Origin of the sequence: Streptomyces sp. NBC_00341 (genome assembly GCF_041435055.1) — a bacterium.
In the GTDB taxonomy this organism is placed as follows: domain Bacteria; phylum Actinomycetota; class Actinomycetes; order Streptomycetales; family Streptomycetaceae; genus Streptomyces.
The window spans coordinates 2,595,243-2,612,685 of record NZ_CP108002.1; the positions used below are offsets into that span (position 1 = coordinate 2,595,243).

Annotated in this window: 15 protein-coding genes; all 15 read left to right on the top strand. The window is 72.2% G+C overall.

The genetic code is table 11. The annotated features are described in order from the left end of the window. Positions 1-117 precede the first annotated feature (117 nt). A complete protein-coding gene (locus OG892_RS11615) occupies positions 118-1,878 on the top strand; it encodes an IlvD/Edd family dehydratase (protein ID WP_073735911.1) in 1,761 nt (586 codons plus the stop codon). Positions 1,879-1,887: 9 nt separating this feature from the next. Beyond that, on the top strand, positions 1,888-2,832 hold the full coding sequence (locus tag OG892_RS11620) for a dihydrodipicolinate synthase family protein (protein ID WP_371629077.1): 945 nt from the start codon (positions 1,888-1,890) through the stop codon (positions 2,830-2,832). After that, positions 2,829-3,788 (top strand): sugar kinase, encoded by a 960-nt coding sequence (locus OG892_RS11625; protein WP_073735913.1) that lies wholly within the window; start codon positions 2,829-2,831, stop codon positions 3,786-3,788. Before OG892_RS11620 ends, OG892_RS11625 begins: the two co-directional genes overlap by 4 nt. 49 nt (positions 3,789-3,837) lie before the next feature. Next, on the top strand, positions 3,838-4,458 hold the full coding sequence (locus OG892_RS11630) for a bifunctional 4-hydroxy-2-oxoglutarate aldolase/2-dehydro-3-deoxy-phosphogluconate aldolase (RefSeq protein WP_371629078.1): 621 nt from the start codon (positions 3,838-3,840) through the stop codon (positions 4,456-4,458). Positions 4,459-4,520: 62 nt separating this feature from the next. After that, the gene (locus tag OG892_RS11635; protein ID WP_371629079.1) at positions 4,521-5,276 is read left to right on the top strand and encodes a FadR/GntR family transcriptional regulator; all 756 of its coding nucleotides are present in this window, start codon (positions 4,521-4,523) and stop codon (positions 5,274-5,276) included. A 174-nt stretch (positions 5,277-5,450) separates the two neighbouring features. After that, positions 5,451-6,668 (top strand): lipase family protein, encoded by a 1,218-nt coding sequence (locus OG892_RS11640; protein WP_371629080.1) that lies wholly within the window; start codon positions 5,451-5,453, stop codon positions 6,666-6,668. Positions 6,669-7,267: 599 nt separating this feature from the next. After that, positions 7,268-8,257, top strand: a complete 990-nt coding sequence (locus OG892_RS11645) for an HEXXH motif-containing putative peptide modification protein (protein ID WP_371629081.1) — start codon at positions 7,268-7,270, stop codon at positions 8,255-8,257. After that, positions 8,257-9,447 (top strand): YcaO-like family protein, encoded by a 1,191-nt coding sequence (locus OG892_RS11650; RefSeq protein ID WP_371629082.1) that lies wholly within the window; start codon positions 8,257-8,259, stop codon positions 9,445-9,447. The genes OG892_RS11645 and OG892_RS11650 overlap by 1 nt, the downstream gene beginning before the upstream one ends. A gap of 151 nt (positions 9,448-9,598) precedes the next feature. Further along, positions 9,599-10,354, top strand: a complete 756-nt coding sequence (locus OG892_RS11655; protein WP_073735917.1) for a class I SAM-dependent methyltransferase — start codon at positions 9,599-9,601, stop codon at positions 10,352-10,354. A gap of 76 nt (positions 10,355-10,430) precedes the next feature. Then, complete coding sequence (locus tag OG892_RS11660; protein WP_371629083.1) at positions 10,431-11,633, top strand: cytochrome P450; 1,203 nt, start codon at positions 10,431-10,433, stop codon at positions 11,631-11,633. A gap of 7 nt (positions 11,634-11,640) precedes the next feature. Then, positions 11,641-11,919, top strand: coding sequence for a ferredoxin (locus OG892_RS11665; protein ID WP_371629084.1), 279 nt, complete (start codon positions 11,641-11,643; stop codon positions 11,917-11,919). A 63-nt stretch (positions 11,920-11,982) separates the two neighbouring features. Continuing rightward, positions 11,983-12,294: an aldo/keto reductase gene (locus OG892_RS11670; protein WP_371629085.1), complete on the top strand. Its 312-nt coding sequence runs from the start codon at positions 11,983-11,985 to the stop codon at positions 12,292-12,294. 410 nt (positions 12,295-12,704) lie between these two features. Beyond that, positions 12,705-15,548 carry an FtsX-like permease family protein gene (locus tag OG892_RS11675; protein ID WP_371629086.1) on the top strand — a complete coding sequence of 948 codons (2,844 nt, stop codon included), beginning with the start codon at positions 12,705-12,707 and terminating at the stop codon, positions 15,546-15,548. Between the two features lie 148 nt (positions 15,549-15,696). After that, positions 15,697-16,512: an ABC transporter ATP-binding protein gene (locus tag OG892_RS11680; RefSeq protein WP_371629087.1), complete on the top strand. Its 816-nt coding sequence runs from the start codon at positions 15,697-15,699 to the stop codon at positions 16,510-16,512. Between the two features lie 172 nt (positions 16,513-16,684). Further along, a complete protein-coding gene (locus OG892_RS11685; RefSeq protein ID WP_371629088.1) occupies positions 16,685-17,380 on the top strand; it encodes a hypothetical protein in 696 nt (231 codons plus the stop codon). Positions 17,381-17,443: the final 63 nt, after the last annotated feature.

Sequence of the window (17,443 nt, forward strand, 5' to 3'; positions counted from 1 at the left end):
TCGCGCTTTCGTCATTTGATAGCATCATTAAAATCGTCGCCAGGGCAACCCCTTGCACGGTCACAGCGCGGTCTCGGGCGTCAGAGCCTCACGGCCGTACCCACCGGAGGGCCACACATGGCAGAGCCAGAGATACCGTCAGCCGCCGCTCCCGCCACGGGTGGCGGGCCGCTCAGAAGCCGTGCCTGGTTCGGCGACGGCGGCAAGAACGGTTTCATCGCCCGACACCACCTGCGCGCCATGGGACGCGGAGGCCACAACTTCGACGGCCGCCCCGTCATCGGCATCTGCAACACGTACTCCGAACTGACCCCGTGCAACGGCCATTTGCAGATCCTGGCGGACGCCGTGAAGCGCGGAGTGCTCCAGGCGGGCGGCTTCCCGCTGGAATTCCCGGCCATGTCCCTCGGCGAACCGTTCCTCCGGCCGACCTCGATGCTCTACCGCAATCTCGCGGCCATGGAGATCGAGGAGCAGATCCGGGCCAACCCGCTCGACGCCGTCGTCCTGCTCACCGGCTGCGACAAGACCACCCCCGCCGCGCTGATGGGCGCCGCCAGCGCGGGCGTACCCGCCATCGTCCTGACCGGCGGCCCCATGCTGAACGGCCGTTTCAGGGGCCGGGACGTGGGCTCCGGCACCGACATCTGGCGCATGACGGAGGAACTGCGCGCCGGGACGATATCGCAGGAGGAGTTCACCGAGTTCGAGTCGTCCCTGAACCGTTCCGCGGGCCACTGCATGACCATGGGCACGGCCTCCACCATGGCCTGTCTGACGGAGGCACTGGGCATGATGCTCCCCGGCGGCTCCGGCCTGCCCGCCGTGGACGCCCGGCGCGGCACGCTCGCAGAGGAGACCGGCGCACGCGCCGTGGCGCTCGCGGGGAGCGATCTCACCCCGGGACGGATCATGACCCGGCACGCCTTCGAGAACGCCGTCCGGATCAACGCGGCGATCGGCGGCTCCACCAACGCGGTGGTCCACCTGCTCGCCATCGCCGGCCGGCTCGGCGTCCCGCTGGAGCTGGACGACTTCGACCGGCTCGGGGCCGAACTCCCCCTGCTCATCGACCTGATGCCCTCCGGGCGCTTCCTCATGGAGGAGTTCGCCTACGCGGGCGGGCTCCCCGCTCTCGTCAACGACCTGCGGGACGCTCTGCACGACGACACGGTGACGGTCACGGGCCGCTCCCTGACGGCCAGTTGTGCGGGCGCCCAGGTGTACGACCGCGAGGTCATCCGGGCGTTCGACAACCCGGTACTGCCCGCCGGGAGCGGAACGGCCGTGGTCCGCGGCAGCCTCGCCCCGGACGGAGCCGTCATCAAGCAGTCGGCCGCCGCACCGCACCTGCTGGACCACACAGGGCCCGCCCTCGTCTTCGACGCCCTGGAGGACTACCTCGCCGTCGTCGAGGACCCCGCGCTCGACGTCAGCGCCGAGACGGTCCTGATCGTGCGCAACACCGGCCCGCGCGGCTATCCGGGCATGCCGGAGGTGGGCAACCTGCCCCTGCCGAAGAAGCTGCTCGACGCCGGAGTCAGGGACATGGTGCGGGTGTCCGACGCGCGCATGTCCGGCACCGCCTTCGGCACGTGTGTGCTGCACGTGGCGCCGGAGGCGGCCGTCGGCGGCCCGCTGGCGTTCGTCCGCACCGGAGACCGGGTCAGGCTCGACGTACCCGGCCGACGGCTCGACGTGCTGGTCGACGAGCCCGAGATGGAGCGGCGCCGCTCCGCGTGGCAGCCGCCGGAGCCGCCCGCCACCCGTGGCTGGACCCGGCTCTACACCGAACACGTCACGCAGGCCGACACCGGAGCCGACCTCGACTTCCTGGTCGGCGCGACCGACTCGACCCCGCCCCGCCAGGCCTTCTGAGGAGCCGACATGGCCGCACACCTGACCAAGCCCGTCGACACACTGGTCCGCGGGGTCTCGCCCGTCCTGGAGGTGCCCTTCCACAGTGACGGGGCGCTCGACCCGGAGGGTTTCACCACCGTGGTGGACCGGGTGCTCGCGACCGGGGTCGGTTCACTGATGTTCCCGGGCTTCGCGAGCGAGTTCCACAAGCTCGAACCCGACGAGAGGGAGCTGCTCACCGGACTCCTCCTCCAGCGGACCCGCCCCCGCCCCGATGTCGCGGCCATCATCTCCGTACCCGACCACGCCACCCGCTCCGCGGTCCGCCAGGCGCTCCGGGCCGCCGAACTCGGGGCCGACGCCCTCAACCTGCTCCCGCCGCACTTCCTCGCGCCCTCCAGGGACGCCGTCTCCGCCCATCTGCGCGAGGTGCTCGCCGCCGTCGACCCGCTGCCCGTCGTGGTGCAGTACGCCCCGGCGCAGACCGGAACGGCGCTGGACGCGCCCACGCTGCACCAACTGGCCGCGGACCACCCCAACCTGCGCTGGGTCAAGGTCGAGTCCGCCCCGCCGGGCCGGCTCATCGCGGCGCTGGCCGCCGGGCCGCGTCCGCTGCCCTCGCTGGTCGGCTACGCCGGTCTCCAACTCCCCGACGCTCTGCGGCGCGGGGCGGTCGGGGTGCAGCCGGGCTGCTCCTTCACCGAGCTGTACACCGGAATCTGGGAGCTGTGGGAGCGCGGCGACGAGGCCGGGGCCGTCGCCCTGCACACCCGGATGCTGCCCTACCTCTCCTACTGGATGCAGAACGTGGAGCTCATCATCGCCGTGGAGAAGGAGATCTCCGTACGCCGTGGCTGGTTCGCCTCCGCGCACTGCCGGGCGCCGGGTTACCGGCTGGACGGGGAGGAGCTCGGCATGATCGACCGCTTCTGCGCGGAGTTCGCGCCCCTGATACCGGAACTGGCCCGATGAGCGCCGAAGTCGTCGTGTGCGGCGAGGCGATGCTCCTCATGCTGGCCGAGCCCGGAGTGCCGCTGGAACACGCGCTCTCCTTCCGCCGCTCCGTCGCGGGCGCCGAGAGCAATGTGGCCGCGGGCCTCGCCCGGCTCGGGCACTCCGTCCGCTGGCTCGGCCGCGTCGGTGACGATCCGGCGGGGCGGTCCGTGCTGGCCCAGCTCCGCGCCCAGGGCGTGGACACCGGGTACGCGGTGACGGACCCGGAGGCGCCGACCGGGGTCCTCATCCGGGACAGCCACCCGGCGCGCGCGATCGACGTGCAGTATCTGCGTGCGGGTTCGGCCGCGTCCCGGCTGTCGCCGGAGCAGCTGGAGCCCGGCATGTTCGAGGGGGCGCGGCTGGTCCACGTCACCGGGATCACCCCGATGCTGTCGGAGTCCGCGCACCGGGCGACATGGCGACTGGCCGAACTGGCGCGGGCGGCCGGCGCGGTGCTCTCGTTCGATCCGAACATCCGCCACAAGCTCGGTCCGCCGGACCGCTGGCGCGAGATCGTCGGCCCGCTGCTGGCCCGTGCGGACGTGGTGCTGGCGGGCGAGGACGAGCTGGAGGTGCTCGGCGTGCCGGACCCGGCCGCCCTGCTGGAGTCGGGACCCGGCACGCTCGTCGTGAAGCACCGCGACAAGTCCGCCACGTGCCTCACCCGCGACGCCGGGGCGCACCACCGTCCCCCCTTCGACGTGCCGGTCACCGACCCCGTGGGGGCGGGGGACGCCTTCGCCGCGGGCTTCCTCTCCGGTCTGCTGCACGGCTCCGACACCCCGGGTTGCCTGAGCCGGGCCGCCGCGGTCGCCGCGCTGGTCGTCCAGTGCCCGACGGACACGGACGGGCTGCCCGACCGGGCCGGTCTCGACCGCGCCCTGGCCGCGTTCACCGGCACGGGCGCCGGCACCGAGACCGTCATCCGCTGACGTAGCAGGACTCAGGAACAGAACTCAGGAGCAGGAGAGTACGAACGCCATGTACCGCTGGGAGACCGTCCAGGCCGTCACCGCACAGCGCGTGTTCGGCATCATCCGCACGACAGGTCCGGACGAGGCCGTCGCCGCCGCGGAAGCCGTGCTGAACGCCGGGCTGAACGCCGTCGAGATCGCCCTCACCACACCACGCGCCCTCACCGCCCTGGCTCACCTCACCGAGACCCGGAAGAGCGCCCTGATCGGCGCGGGCACCGTGATCGACGCGGCCGCGGCACGCGCGGCCGTGGAAGCGGGCGCCCGCTTCCTGGTGTCACCGAGCCTCCACCCGGAGGTGATCCGCACGGGCCACCGCTACGGGGTCCCGGTCTTCCCCGGCGTCAGCACCCCGACCGAGATGGTGCACGCCCTGGAGGAAGGCGCCGACGCGCTGAAGCTCTTCCCCGCGTCGGCCCTCTCGCCCGGCTGGCTGCGCGACGTACGCGCCGCACTCCCCCAGGCCCCCGTACTGCCCACCGGAGGTGTGACAATCGACAACGCGCCGGACTGGATAGCCGCGGGCGCGGTGGCCTGCGGCATGGGATCGGCCCTGACATCGGGCGGCGCCCGCGCCTCCGGTGAACGGGTGAGCACGCTCCTGCGCACACTCGCCGGGGCCCGTTGACGTCACCGGACGGCAGAATCGGCGGGTGCCGGGCGTTTCTAGAACGAGCGACAGGGAGTGGCGTGGAACTGCACGGACTGCACGGCCAGGTGGTCAACCGGCTCGGGGAGTCCCTCGCCGCGGAGGAGATCCGGGCGGGCGACGTGCTCCGCCTGGAGGACGTACAGGACCAGTACGGAGTCTCCCGCACCGTGGCCCGCGAGGCGGTCCGGGTCCTGGAGTCGAAGCGCGTCGTCACCAGCCGGCCCCGCATCGGCATCACGGTGCGGCCGATGACCGAGTGGAACCTCTACGACCCCCAGGTGATCCGCTGGCGGCTGGCCTCCCCGTTCCGCAGCGCCCAGCTGCGCGAACTCACCGAGTTGCGGGCCGCGGTGGAACCCTCCGCCGCGGCCCTCGCGGCGGTGAGCGCCTCGCCCGAAACCCGCGACGCGCTCGTCGCGCTCGCGGAGGCGATGGAGACCGTCGCCCGCGCCGATGACACCCCCGGCTTCATAGCGGCGGACCTGGCCTTCCACCGCGCCCTGCTGAACGCCTCGGGGAACGGCATGTTCGCCCAGCTCTCCGAGGTCACGGAAGAACTCCTCGTCGCCCGCCGCGACCTGCCCCTGATGCCCGAGCACGTGGACGCGGACGCGGTACGCCGCCACATGGAGGTGGCCGAGGCCATCGCCGCCGGACGCCCGGAGGCCGCGTCACGGTGCGTCCGCGCGATCGTCGACTCCGCCCACCGCGAGGTCGAGCAGCTGCTGGAGGGGGGCACCCACTGCGCGCTCAGCAGCAGCCCTGAACTAGCCGGACGGGACGACGCTTCGTAGCCGGAGGCCGTTCTCCCCTGGCCGGAGCCGTGGTTCCGATGGTGGCTTCTGCGTACGCATGGATCATTCATGGATTATTTCCGGTCAAAAGTGCCGATCCGTGGTGTTTCTGACCACAAGGGCACCTCTCCAGGCAAAGAGTGATCTTTTCGATTCCCTGACCGAGGAGCTCTCTTGCTACGTCGTCGCACCCTGAACCGCCGGGCCGTGGCCGCCTTCACCGCCGCGGCGTCCGCCGCGCTCGCCCTGACCGTCCCGTCCGGGGCGGCCTCCGCCGACCAGCCGCGCGCCCAACCGCCGACGAGCCCGGCCGCCGGCAACGGTGACGTGCTCAGCTCGGAATCGGGGGTCTTCTACCTCGATCCGCTCAAGGCGTTCAAGGTCAAGGCGACCGTCCACCGGATCATGTACCGCACCACCGACCGCACCGGCAAGGTCATCGCCGTCACCGGCACCGTACTGAACCCCGCGACATCCCCCTACGGACAACGCCCGATCGTCGCCTTCGCCCCCGGCACCCAGGGTCTGGCGGACAAGTGCGCGCCCTCGCGCCAGCTGGCCGAAGGCACCGAGTACGAGGCGCTGCCCATCAAGAGGCTCCTGGACCAGGGCTATGCCGTGGTGGTGACCGACTACCAGGGGCTGGGCACACCGGGAGTCCACACGTACATGACCCGCGAGGCCCAGGGCCGCGCCGTCCTGGACTCCGTCCGGGCCGCCCAGCGGCTGGACACGGTGGATCTCCCGGACGCCGGCCCGGTCGCGCTCTACGGCTACTCCCAGGGTGGCGGGGCAACCGCGTCCGCCGCCGAGCTGGCCCCCGTCTACGCACCCGAACTGAAGATCAGGGGCGCCGTCGTGGGCGCTCCGCCCGCGGACATGAACAAGGTGGCCGAGAGCATGGACGGCTCCGTCTACGGGGCGTTCTTCAACTACGCCCTCTCCGGCCTGGCCGCCGCGTACGGCATCGACATCGACCCGTACCTGAACGCCCGCGGCAAGCGCGTGACGAACGACCTGCGGGACAACCTGTGCACGACGCAGGCCCTCGCCACGTACCCGTTCCTGAACTCGCGGTTCCTGACGACCGACGGACGCCCGCTGACCGAACGCCTCAAGCGCGCCCCGTGGGACGCGATCGTGGCCGACCAGCAGCTCGGCAGGCGCAAGCCCGCGGTCCCCGTCCTGCTCTCCCACAGCGCCCTGGACGACGTCATCCCGCAGCAGGTCGGCAAGAACCTGGCGGCCGACTGGTGCCGCCGGGGCACGACGGTGAAGTTCGCCGGCAACTTCGTCCCCGGCCACATCGCCGCGACCGAGGCCACCGGCGCCGAGGGCCTCCCCTGGCTCGCGGACCGCTTCGCCGGCAAGCCCGCACCGAGCACCTGCTGACACCGCTCACGGCATCCGGCGCTCCGGCGCCGGGTGTTCGGTTCGCCCGTAGCTTCGGTCCGGCGCCGCGGGGCCTGACTTCTCGGCATGTTCCGGACAGAAGTGTGTCCGAGAGTGCGCGGGTGACACAGCGGGCCACGGTATGCAGGGATGTGCCGCTCCGGACCGGCGGCGGGTGGCCCCTGCCCGTGGGGCGGGTGCGACCGGCGGACCGGAACCCGCAGGCCGGGAGCCGCACGGGCGTCGGCGACGATCGTCCGGCGCCACCCGGGGGCGGTGCGATCGCGGCGGCGGTCGCCGCGGCCGGGCGGCCACCGCGCGTACGCCGTGACGAACGGACCGCGCCTTGTGCTCACTTCGGCGCGTGCCTACCGTGGTCGCGCCGTGACTCCCCGTCAATGTCGGAGGAGAGCGGTCGTCGAAGGGAGATCGACATGAACGAGGAGATCGAGCAGGTCGCCGAGGAAGAGCTTCCCGAGCTGGCGCTGATGGTCGACGTCCCCAGCTGATCCCGCGCCACCCAGGGTGGCGGGTCGATCCGGCCCGCCACCCGCCCGCTCGCGGCTCCCCGCTCCTACGGCAGCACGGAGGTACGCACGGTGCGAGTTGAACCCGACGCGCGCGAGAGCACCGAGGAGCGCTCCGCCCTGGCGCTCATCGCCCGGACGGCCCTGGAGCGGGTGGGACTGGAGGTCTCCCCGCAGGAGGCCGCGCATCCGGCGGTCATCGAGGCGGCGCACGTCGCACAGCACATCCTGCGGTCCGGTCCGCCCGCGCCCGAACGTCTTGCACGTCTGACCGGCATGCTCGACCGAGCCCGTGCGGGCGGAACGGCGGCTCCCGCGCCCGGACTTGCCTGGCCGACCGGCCTCGCCGAGCCGGGGCCCCACCTGGAGCGCGGTGTCGCCCGCGCGCTGAAGTCCGTACCGGACCAGAGCACCGAGTCCGGTGTCCCGCACCGCTCCGTGGTGGCCGGATGGCGCGCGCCCGAGAAGGATGCCGCGCGCCGAGCGGTCGCCCTGCTGGAGTCGGCCTGGCCCGGTGCCGCAGCCGAGTTGCGCACCGTCCTCGTCCAGATCGCTCTGCTGGACGGGCCCGCCATCGACGGCTTCACCGACTTCACCGTCCACGGCGCCGTCTTCGTCCGGCGCGACCGGCTCACACCGGACGCCGACGGGCTGCCCGGCCCCGTCCGGTTCGCCGAAGCGCTCGTCCACGAGGGCGCCCACACCCGGTGCAACGCCGCGTCCGTGGCGGCCCGGCCCTTTCTGCGGCCCGTGGAGGGCGACGGCCCGGTCGTCGCCACCCCGCTCAGGCTCGACCCGAGGCCGCTCACCGGGCTGTTCCAGCAGATGGTGGTCCTCGCGCGCAGCGTCCTGCTGTACCGGCGCCTGCTCGCCGACGACACGGGCGCCGACGACACGGGCGCGGCCGGTGCGGACCCCGCCGTGCGGGCGCGCCACGACCGGCTCGCCCGCTCCGCCGTCGAGGCGGTCGACATCATGACGCGGCACCGCGACGCGCTCACCGACCACGGGACGGCGGTTCTGGAGGACGCCGCACAGGTGGCGGCGCAGGTGCGCGTCTGATGCCCGCGTCCGCGTGGGCACCCCAGGTCTTCGCCCCGTACGACTCCTGGCCGCGGGTCGTCTTCGCCCGAGTGGCGGCGCGCTCACCGCAGTTCGACGCAGTCTGCGCCGCCGGCGACCGCCCGGTCATCGTGGGGAGCGCGGCCGGACACGACACGGAACGCGTCGCTGCGAGCGCGCGCGGCGAACTCCTCGAACGCGTGGGCAACATTTTGGCGGGTCGCGCGGCCGAGTCGGACGCGGCGGTCGTCGCGACCCACGGAGAGCTCCGCCGCAAGGGATTCCCCGCCGTCGATCCAGCCGGACTCGCGACGGACGGCACAACCACGACGCTGGAGGACGTGCGGGGGGCCCGCCGGCTCTGGGTGCTCGGACGCTCCCTGCGCTCCGGGGCCGACGTGCACGTTCCGGCCGGGGCGGTCTTCCTCCACCACCGGGCTCCGACCGGATGCGACCCCGGGCCGGGCGCCGGCTCGACCGGTCTCGCCGCCCATCCCGATCCGGAGGCGGCCACGCAGCACGCCGCCTGGGAGGTACTGGAACGCGACCTCGTCCGCAGAAGCTGGTACGGCCTCCTTCCGGGCCCGGAGGCAGTGGCGTCGCCCCGGCTGCCCGAGCCCCTGGCCGAACTGCTGGACGGCACCGGGACGACGGCGACCGCGCTCGACCTGCCGGCCCCCGCCGGAGCACGCTGCGTCGCCGTGGCTCTGCACGCGGCCGACGGAACGCGGCAGACCTTCGGAGCGCGCTGCGGCCCGGACACGGGTGGCCTCGGGCCGCTGACCGAGAAGGCCGCTTACGAGGCGCTCATGGTGCGCTGGAGCATGAACACGGTGGTGGCGAAGGACGCATGGGCGCGCTGGCGGGGCGAGGGGCCGCCGGGCTCCGCCGTCGAGCACGCGCTGTGGACCTTCCACCGGCAGGACAGCCTCCGACTGTGGACGTCACGCCCTCCGCCGAGCGGTGTCCGCCCGGCACCGGCCGCCGGGGTGGCGGGTTCGTCCGGAACGGTCGCCCTGTCCGAGCACACCGGCGGGGACCTCGTCCTCGTGGACACCACCTGCGGACCGGCGGGCGCCCTGGGTTCGACCGTCGTACGGGTCGTGGCTCCCGGGGCCCGTGCCCTGCCCACCGGCCCGGACGGCGAACGCGGCCTCCCGGCCACGCCGGGCCCGCACCCTTTCGGATGACCCCACGCCCCGCACCGCCCGCCCCGTCCCTGGCCCCACCCCCATCACCGTCCCCCGTCCCCCGTCCCCAGTCCCCAGTCCCACAGCCATGTCCGCGTCGCCGCCGTTCAGCAACGGCGACCGGACCGACCGCAGGCCGAGGAGCCCCGGCATGACCAGCCCCCAGGACCGCCCGGCCGCCACGGCCGCCCGGTACGCCGAAGACCACGCGGCCGACTACGACCGGTGGTTCGCCAAACCCGGCATCACCGAGGCGACCGTGGACACCCTGGCGAAGCTCGCCGGTGAGGGGCGGGTGCTCGAACTCGGGATGGGCACCGGCAGGGTCGCGCTGCCACTGGCCCGACGCGGCTTCGACGTCCACGGCGTGGAGGCGTCGGAGGCGATGGCGGCCCGGCTCCGCGCGAAACCCGGCGGGGACGATGTCCGACTGACCCTGGGCGACTTCGCCGAGGTGCCCGTGGAGGGGGTGTTCTCCCTCATCCTCGTCGTGGGGGGCACCCTGTTCGAGCTCGCGTCCCGCGAAGACCTTCAGCGCTGCCTGACCGCCGTGGCGGACCACCTCGAACCCGCGGGGGTCTTCGTTCTCGACGCTCACGTACCCGAGGCGCTGGCCGTCGCCGCCGCATCGGGGGTGCCCGAGGTCGTCTCGGAGACGGACGAGCACCTGATCCTCTGCCACCGCCGGATCGACCCGTCCACCGCGACCTACCGGTCCCACTATCTCGTTCACGAGGCGGATCGCACCCACCACCTGCGGGTCCGCTTCCACTACGCGTCACCGGGAGAGCTGGACCTGATGGCGGAGCGGGCAGGGCTACGGCTCCGTACGCGCCTGGGCTCCTGGGGCGGCGGGCCGTTCACGCGCGACAGCACCTACCACGTCTCCGTCTACGAACGCCGCTGACGGCACCTCCTGTCCGCCGTACTTCACGGTCGCCGACGCCCCGCGTCCTCACCACCGAGAACCCGTTGGAGCAGCAGTGACAGACACCGATGCCGAAGGCCCGGCCCCCAGCGCCGGCTTCCCCTTCCCGCACCACGACGGGCTGGGTCCGCTCCCGGAGCTGGCGGCCCTGCGGCGGGACGCGCCGTGTGCCCGGATCGTGCTGCCCAGCGGCGACCCGGCGTGGCTGGTCACCCGCTACCGGGACGTGCGCACCGTACTGGCCGATCCGCGCTTCAGCCGTACCCGTGCCACCAGGGGCGCGGGTCCCCGCATGGCACGCGTCACGACCCTGCCGGACTCGATCCTGGCGGCGGACCCGCCGGAACACAGCAGGCTGCGCAGGCTGGTCGCGCAGGCCTTCACCGCCCGGCGCGCCGAAGCCATGCGGGGTGACGTGGCCCGGCTGGTGGACGGGCTGCTCGACCGGCTCGCGGCACACGACCGGCCGGCCGACCTGGTCCCGCTGTTCGCCCGGCCGCTGCCGCTGGCCGTGATCTGCGATCTGCTCGGCGTTCCGCGAGCGGACGGCGACCGCCTGGACGCCTGGTGCGACGCCCTGCGCAATCTCACCGCCACCGCCGACGCCGAGGTCACGGCGGCCGTGGCGGAGATGACCGGATACCTGACCGAACTGGTCACGGCCAAGCGCCGACGACCGGGTGAGGACGTGCTGAGCACGCTGATCGCCGCACGGGACGAGGGGGACCGGCTCAGCCAGGACGAGCTGGTCTCCTTCGCTCTCGTCCTGCTCGCCGGAGGCTACGGCACCACCGCCGACAGGCTGGCCGGCTCCGTACACCTCCTGCTGGACGAGCCCGAGCGGTGGGAGCAACTGCTCCGCGAACCCGCGATGATCCCCCGTGCCGTCGAGGAGCTGCTGCGTTACGCCCAGACCAACGTCCAGGCCAACCTCCGGGTGGCCACGCAGGACGTCCGGATCGGCGGCGTCCAAATCTCCGCGGGCGAGGCCGTCATGGCGGTCAACTCGTCGGCCAACCACGACGAGACCGTCTTCGACACCCCGGACATCCTCGACCTCGCGCGCGCCCACAATCCGCACCTGGGGTTCGGACACGGTGTCCATCACTGCGTCGGGGCCCCGATCGCACGCGTCCAGCTCCAGGAGGCGCTCTCCGCTCTCGTACGCCGGTTCCCCGGACTGCGTGCCGCCGCACCGCCCCACTGGAAGACCGGCCTCAAGACCAGGGCCCCCCGCAGCCTGCCCGTGGACTGGTGAGCCGAGCGTGTCCCGTGACGAGAAGGCCCCTGCGGCTCACGCGGAGGTCCCACAGACGGCTCTCCGGGTCGTCGTCGACCCGGCCCGCTGCACCGGATCCGGCATCTGCCTCGCCACCGCGCCGAGGCACTTCGAACCCGCCGAGGGCCACCGCTCCCGCGCGAGGCCCGACGCCCCGGTCGCGGACGAGTCGGCCGCCGACGCGGTCGCCCTGTGCCCGGTGGAGGCGATCGGCTTCCTCACCTCAGGGCCGCCCGCACCAGCCCCGGCGCCACCCGGCCGCTGACGAGACGTGCGGTCCGCGCCCGGGTCCGCACCGCCGGGCCCAGCATCCCCGGAAGGTCCGCCCATGCAGACCCTGACCCTCAACATCGCGACCGGCGCGTGGAGCCCGCTGGCGCAGGGCGGAACACTCCTCGACGAGCCCACGCTGAGACACATCGCCCAGCAGCACGGGAAGACGCCCGCCCAGGTCGTCATCCGCCGGCACCTCCAGCTCGGCCATGTGGTGACACCCCGGTCCATGAATCCTGCCCGGATCACCGAGAACATCGCGGTCTTCGACTTCCGGCTCAGCCACGAAGAGATGCGCGCGATCGACGCCCTCGACAACGGCGGCCGCATCGGCCCCGACCCGGACACGTTCAACCGGCGCAGCTGACCAGCCGGCCCGCCAGGACCTGCTGGTCGGTGGCCTTCTTCAGGATCTGGCGCCCCTCAGGCCAGTTGATCCGCCGTCCCGGTTCACACTGCGGACGCATCACGGTAGCGGGTGAACCGGCCCCACTGTTGCGTAATTATTCACCTAGTCCCGCAACCCTTCATGTATTGATTGCAAAAAAGCAAGTGCCTAATGAAAGCACCATGAATTGTGGGTTCCGGGGAACCTCATTTCGTCATCTGACGCACATACCAGACACGTTGATCCGAGTAGGTGCGTGCATCGTATTGACGCTCCCGGACTCCCGGTGTGAGCATCTCCTCCCGTCAGGCACAAGCGACTGCCCGGCTTCGGCCCTGCGACGGACGCGACATCGGGGGCGCGGCCGGCGATCCAGCCAGGGGGAGCTCGTGTGGCGCACGGTCAGGGCACAGATCGGATTCCGGTCCGGGCGGGCGGTGGCACTGCTCGTCGCACTGGTTGTGGCAGTCACCTCCTTCACCGTGCTGACCGCGACCTCGGGCCGTCAGCGCCTTGAGGTCCGGGGCACGGTGGCAGCCAACTCCCGTGGCGCGTACGACCTGTTGGTGCGGCCACCCGGAGCGCGGTCCCGGCTCGAAACACAGCAGAAGCTGGTTTCGGCCACGGCGCTGAGCGACCTCCAGGGAGGCATCGGCGAGGAGCAGTGGCAGCGGATCCTGAAGGTTCCCGGGGTTCAGGCAGCGGCGCCCGTCGCCGTCGTCGGCTACATGCCGTCGGCCGTCCATCTGCCGGTCGACGTATCGAAGTTCGTCCGGCCGGGCGGGAAGGCCCAGCTCTGGCGTCTGAAGCCGGAGCTCATCTCCGAGCGGGGCCTCACGACGGTCCCGGCCGAGAGCTCGTACCTCTACGTGACGCCGCAGCGGCTCGATCACCCGAAGAGCGGACAGGGCGGAAGCGGGAAGGGCGCGGAGCTGAGCGGGCAGATCGATCTGGTCGGCGCGGACGGGGAACGGCGACAGGTCTGCAGCGTGGCGACGGGGAACGACCCGAAGACCAATCGGGCCGAGGGCCTGGTTCCGACCTGCGGGTCCACCCACTCGCGCAACAACGTCAACCAGCCCGGCGCGGCCAGTCCGAAGGCCACCGGGACGGGCATCGACCCCCCGGCCGGCATCGGCTACGTCACGTGGCGCTTCCCGTATCTGGTGGCGGCGGTGGATCCGGTCCAGGAGGCGCGCCTGGTGGGCCTGGACAAGGCGGTCCTGGAGGGCTCGTACTTCGCACCGGACCAGAAGACGGCGGTCGTCGAGCGCGACGGTTCGCGGTTCGCGGACATCCCGGTGCTGCTGGCCGACCGGTCCCCGGTCGAGGAGAAGCTGCGTGTCGAGGTCGAGGAACTCTCCCCCGAGGCGGCCGGACACATCTCCTCGGGAGAGAACTCGGGCACCCTGGCCCGGTCGCTGCCCGGCGCTCCCGCCCTGCGCAGCCACAGCGTGGAGTTCACCTCCGACGCCGCGTACGAGGCCATGAGCCGCGGTCTCGGCCAGGAGGACCCGTCGCCGGGAGAACCGTTCGCGTGGAGCAACCTGAGCTACTTCCTCAGCGCCTCCCCGGTCACATACGGTCCGTCCGGCGGTCAGTTGGCCGCCCGCTCCGTCCAACAGGGCCCCATGCCGGAACCGGACCTGGGGGAAGGCGAGCTGGGCGACGGATCCGATCTCGGGGACACGGCCGTGCGGTCGCTGGACCAGCATGTCTCACACATGTACGTGGGCAGCAACACCACCGATGAGCCCATGCCCCTGATCAAGCCGATCGGCCGTTTCGATCCCGACAGGCTCACGGCCGGGCAGAGCCACCTCGGTGCGGTGCCGCTGGAGACGTTCTTCCCTCCGCAGGCCGAAGGCGCCGACGCGGCCTCCAAGGCGGCGCTCAAGGGCAAGTCGCTGCTGCCCAACGGCAACGTCGCGGGTCTCCTGTCGGTCGCCCCCTCCATGATCACCACGCTCTCCTCCCTGCCGCTCTTCCACGACCCCGGGCAGTTCAGCGGGATCAACCGCCAGGGGGGTGTCAACGCCGCCAAGCCGATCAGCGTGATCCGCGTCAGGCTCGACGGCGCCCTCGGCACCGATGCCCTCTCCCGCGAACGGGTACGGCTGGCCGCGGAACAGATCCGGACCCGCACCGGGCTGGACGTGGACATCACCATGGGCTCCTCGCCGACCGCCGTCGACGTCGTCAACCCGGCAGGCGAGTTCGGACGCCCTGCGCTGACCCTTCGCCAGATGTGGTCCCGCAAGGGGGTGGCCACCGCGATCGCCGACGCGGTGGACCGCAAGTCCTTCATCCTGTTCCTGCTGGTCCTCGCGGTATGCGCGCTGTTCGTCACGGGGGCCACGTCCGCGGCGGTGCGGTCACGCCGCACCGAGCTGGGGGTGCTCGCCTGTGTGGGCTGGCCGGCCCGAAAGCTGTTCGCGCTGATCCTGGCCGAGGTGGTCACGATCGGCGCGGTCGCCGGGCTGGCCGGAGCCCTGCTGGCCGTTCCGGCGGGGGCCCTGGCAGGGGTGGAGGTGCGGTGGGCGCGGGCGCTCCTCGCGATTCCGGCGGCGGTGGGACTGGCCGCTCTGGCCTCGCTGTGGCCGGCCCTGCAGTCCGCGCGCTCCCACCCCGGTGAGGCGATACGCCCCTCGGTGAGCGCGCGCGCCCACCGTACGAAGGTCACCGGCGTCTCGAGCCTCGCCTGGGCCAACGTACGCCGGGTACCCGGGCGGACGGCGCTCGGCGCGATGGCGCTGGCCGGCGGGGTGGCGGCGCTGGTGATCCTGATCGGGATCGGCGCCGCGTTCGAGGGGGAAGTCGCCGGCTCCCTGCTCGGGAACGCCGTCACGGTCCAGGTGCGCACGACCGACTACGTCGCCGCCGCGATCACGGCCTTCCTCGGCGCCGCGAGCGTGGCCGACGTCATCTATACCAACATCCATGATCGCGCGGCCGAGTACGCCCTGCTGCGGGCCACCGGCTGGCCGGACAGCTCCCTCACCCGGCTGGTGCTCAGCGAGGCGGCTCTCACAGCCACCGCCGGGGCGGTGCTCGGCGCCGGACTCGCGCTCTGCGCCTGCTCGGCGCTCACCGGCGGGTACAGCCCGGTACTCGGACGGGTCGCCGCAGCCGTGGCCGGTGCGGCGGTCCTGACCACCGTCGCCTGTGCGGCGCTGCCCGCGCGAACACTCCGCACGGGTTCGACAGCGCAGACGCTGGCGGAGGAGGAGTGACGCGGTCACCCGCACGGAGCCGAGGCACGCCGGGCCCCGACGTCGGCCGCGCCCCGGGAGAACGCGATCAGCTCCGCCACCCCGGCGGGCGGGCGGCCGGACACCGGGAACCAGCCACGGAACCACGGAGCCACCGAGGAGAACTGCAGTGAGATTCCGCATCCCGAAGACCCGGACCACTCCCCCGGCAGCCACGAGCGCCCCGGGAGCCGTGATCACCGCCGAGTCCGTCGTGAAGGTATTCGGATCCGGCACGGCCGACCCGGTCACCGCCGTCGATCGCGTCTCGCTCACCCTGGAGGCGGGCAGCAGTGTGGCGCTCATCGGTCCGAGCGGGTCGGGCAAGTCAACGCTCCTGCACCTGCTCGGCGCGATCGAAGCCGCCGATGGCGGGAGCATCACGGTCGGCGGTACCGAGATCACGGCATCCGGACGGGCCGAACTCACCCGCTACAGGGCCGGCATCGGCTTCGTCTTCCAGCGCTTCCACCTCCTGCCCGCGCTCACTGCCCGGGACAACGTGGTCGCCCCCGTACTGCCCTACCGCAGCCGCGCGTCCGCACTGGGAAGGGCCGGCGAACTCCTCGCCGCCGTCGGCCTCGCAGGCCGTGAGGACCGGCTGCCGTCACAGCTCTCGGGCGGCCAGCAGCAACGCGTGGCCATCGCCCGCGCCCTGATCAACCAGCCGGCCCTGCTGCTGGCCGACGAACCCACCGGCAACCTCGACTCCGCCACGGGCACGGAGATCATCGAGCTGCTCCTGCGCCTCAACACCGAACAGGGCACCACCCTGGTCCTGGCCACCCACGACATGAGCATCGCCGCGCGCTGCGGGCGCGTCGTGAGCATGCGGGACGGCCGAGTCCTGGAGGACCGCCTCACCACACCTGCGCCGGAACATCAGTCCGAACACCCGGCAGGGCCGGCCTCGTCAGGTTCGAGGAATACCGCGTCGCCCTTTTGATGCGGCCACGGAGACGGGCGCACGGGGGACCCGTGCGGTACCGCCCCTGCCCGACGGTTCATCAATCGGGTTCCCAATCCGTTCTCAGGTCGCACCATCGCTGAGCAGCCATGATGCGGCGCCGCTCGGCCACCCCTGAGGCCGCGGCATCCCGCTATGCGATCATCTGCCAATGCTGGAGATCGCAGGTTACGAAGACGGTCCGCTGGTGGACGGTTCGAGGTTCCTCGGCCTGCCTCTCTTCTGGCCATGCCACCTCGGCTCAAGCCTGTGGGGCGAGGAAGCACAGGCCGTCGCCTTCGGCGCGGACTGGGACGACGCTCAAGAGCTGTACAAGACCCTCTCGTCCCCCGACGAGTGGCCGACGTTCACCGTGCACCTGCACTCCGGGTACGCGCTGCACGTCGTCTATCGCAACCTGGAAGGCGACCACGGCGTCGACTACCTGCTCTCCCACCCTGACTGGACGGAAGCCGTCACCCTCGCCACCGACGACGGCCACTTCATGGGCCCCGGCCTGTCCTGGCGTGAGCTCGAAGCCTCGACCGACCAGGACGCTGCATCCGGGGTCACCGACCCCAACACCCGCCTGCTGCTCCTCTTCCCCATGCTTGGGGATGCCGACGTATCTGAAGCCGCGGCACCCCGCCTCGCCTCAGCACTGGCGGAACTCACGATCGTCGAGGACCCTGCCGAGGTCGCTCGCGTACTCCTCGAAAATCAAGGCCAATGGAATCCGGCAAGCTGGCGCGAAGCCGATGGCACCTGGATCTCCGACGGCTCGCACAGCTTCCGCAACCCCGAGAACCACTTCGCGCTGCCCGCTCCACGGCTGACCGCAGCCAGCAACGCACTACGCGAGAGGTAAGTCATGGCCGGATCGGAGGGCGGCCGGGGCGGCTCACCGTCAGCGAAGCACTTGCCCCGGGGC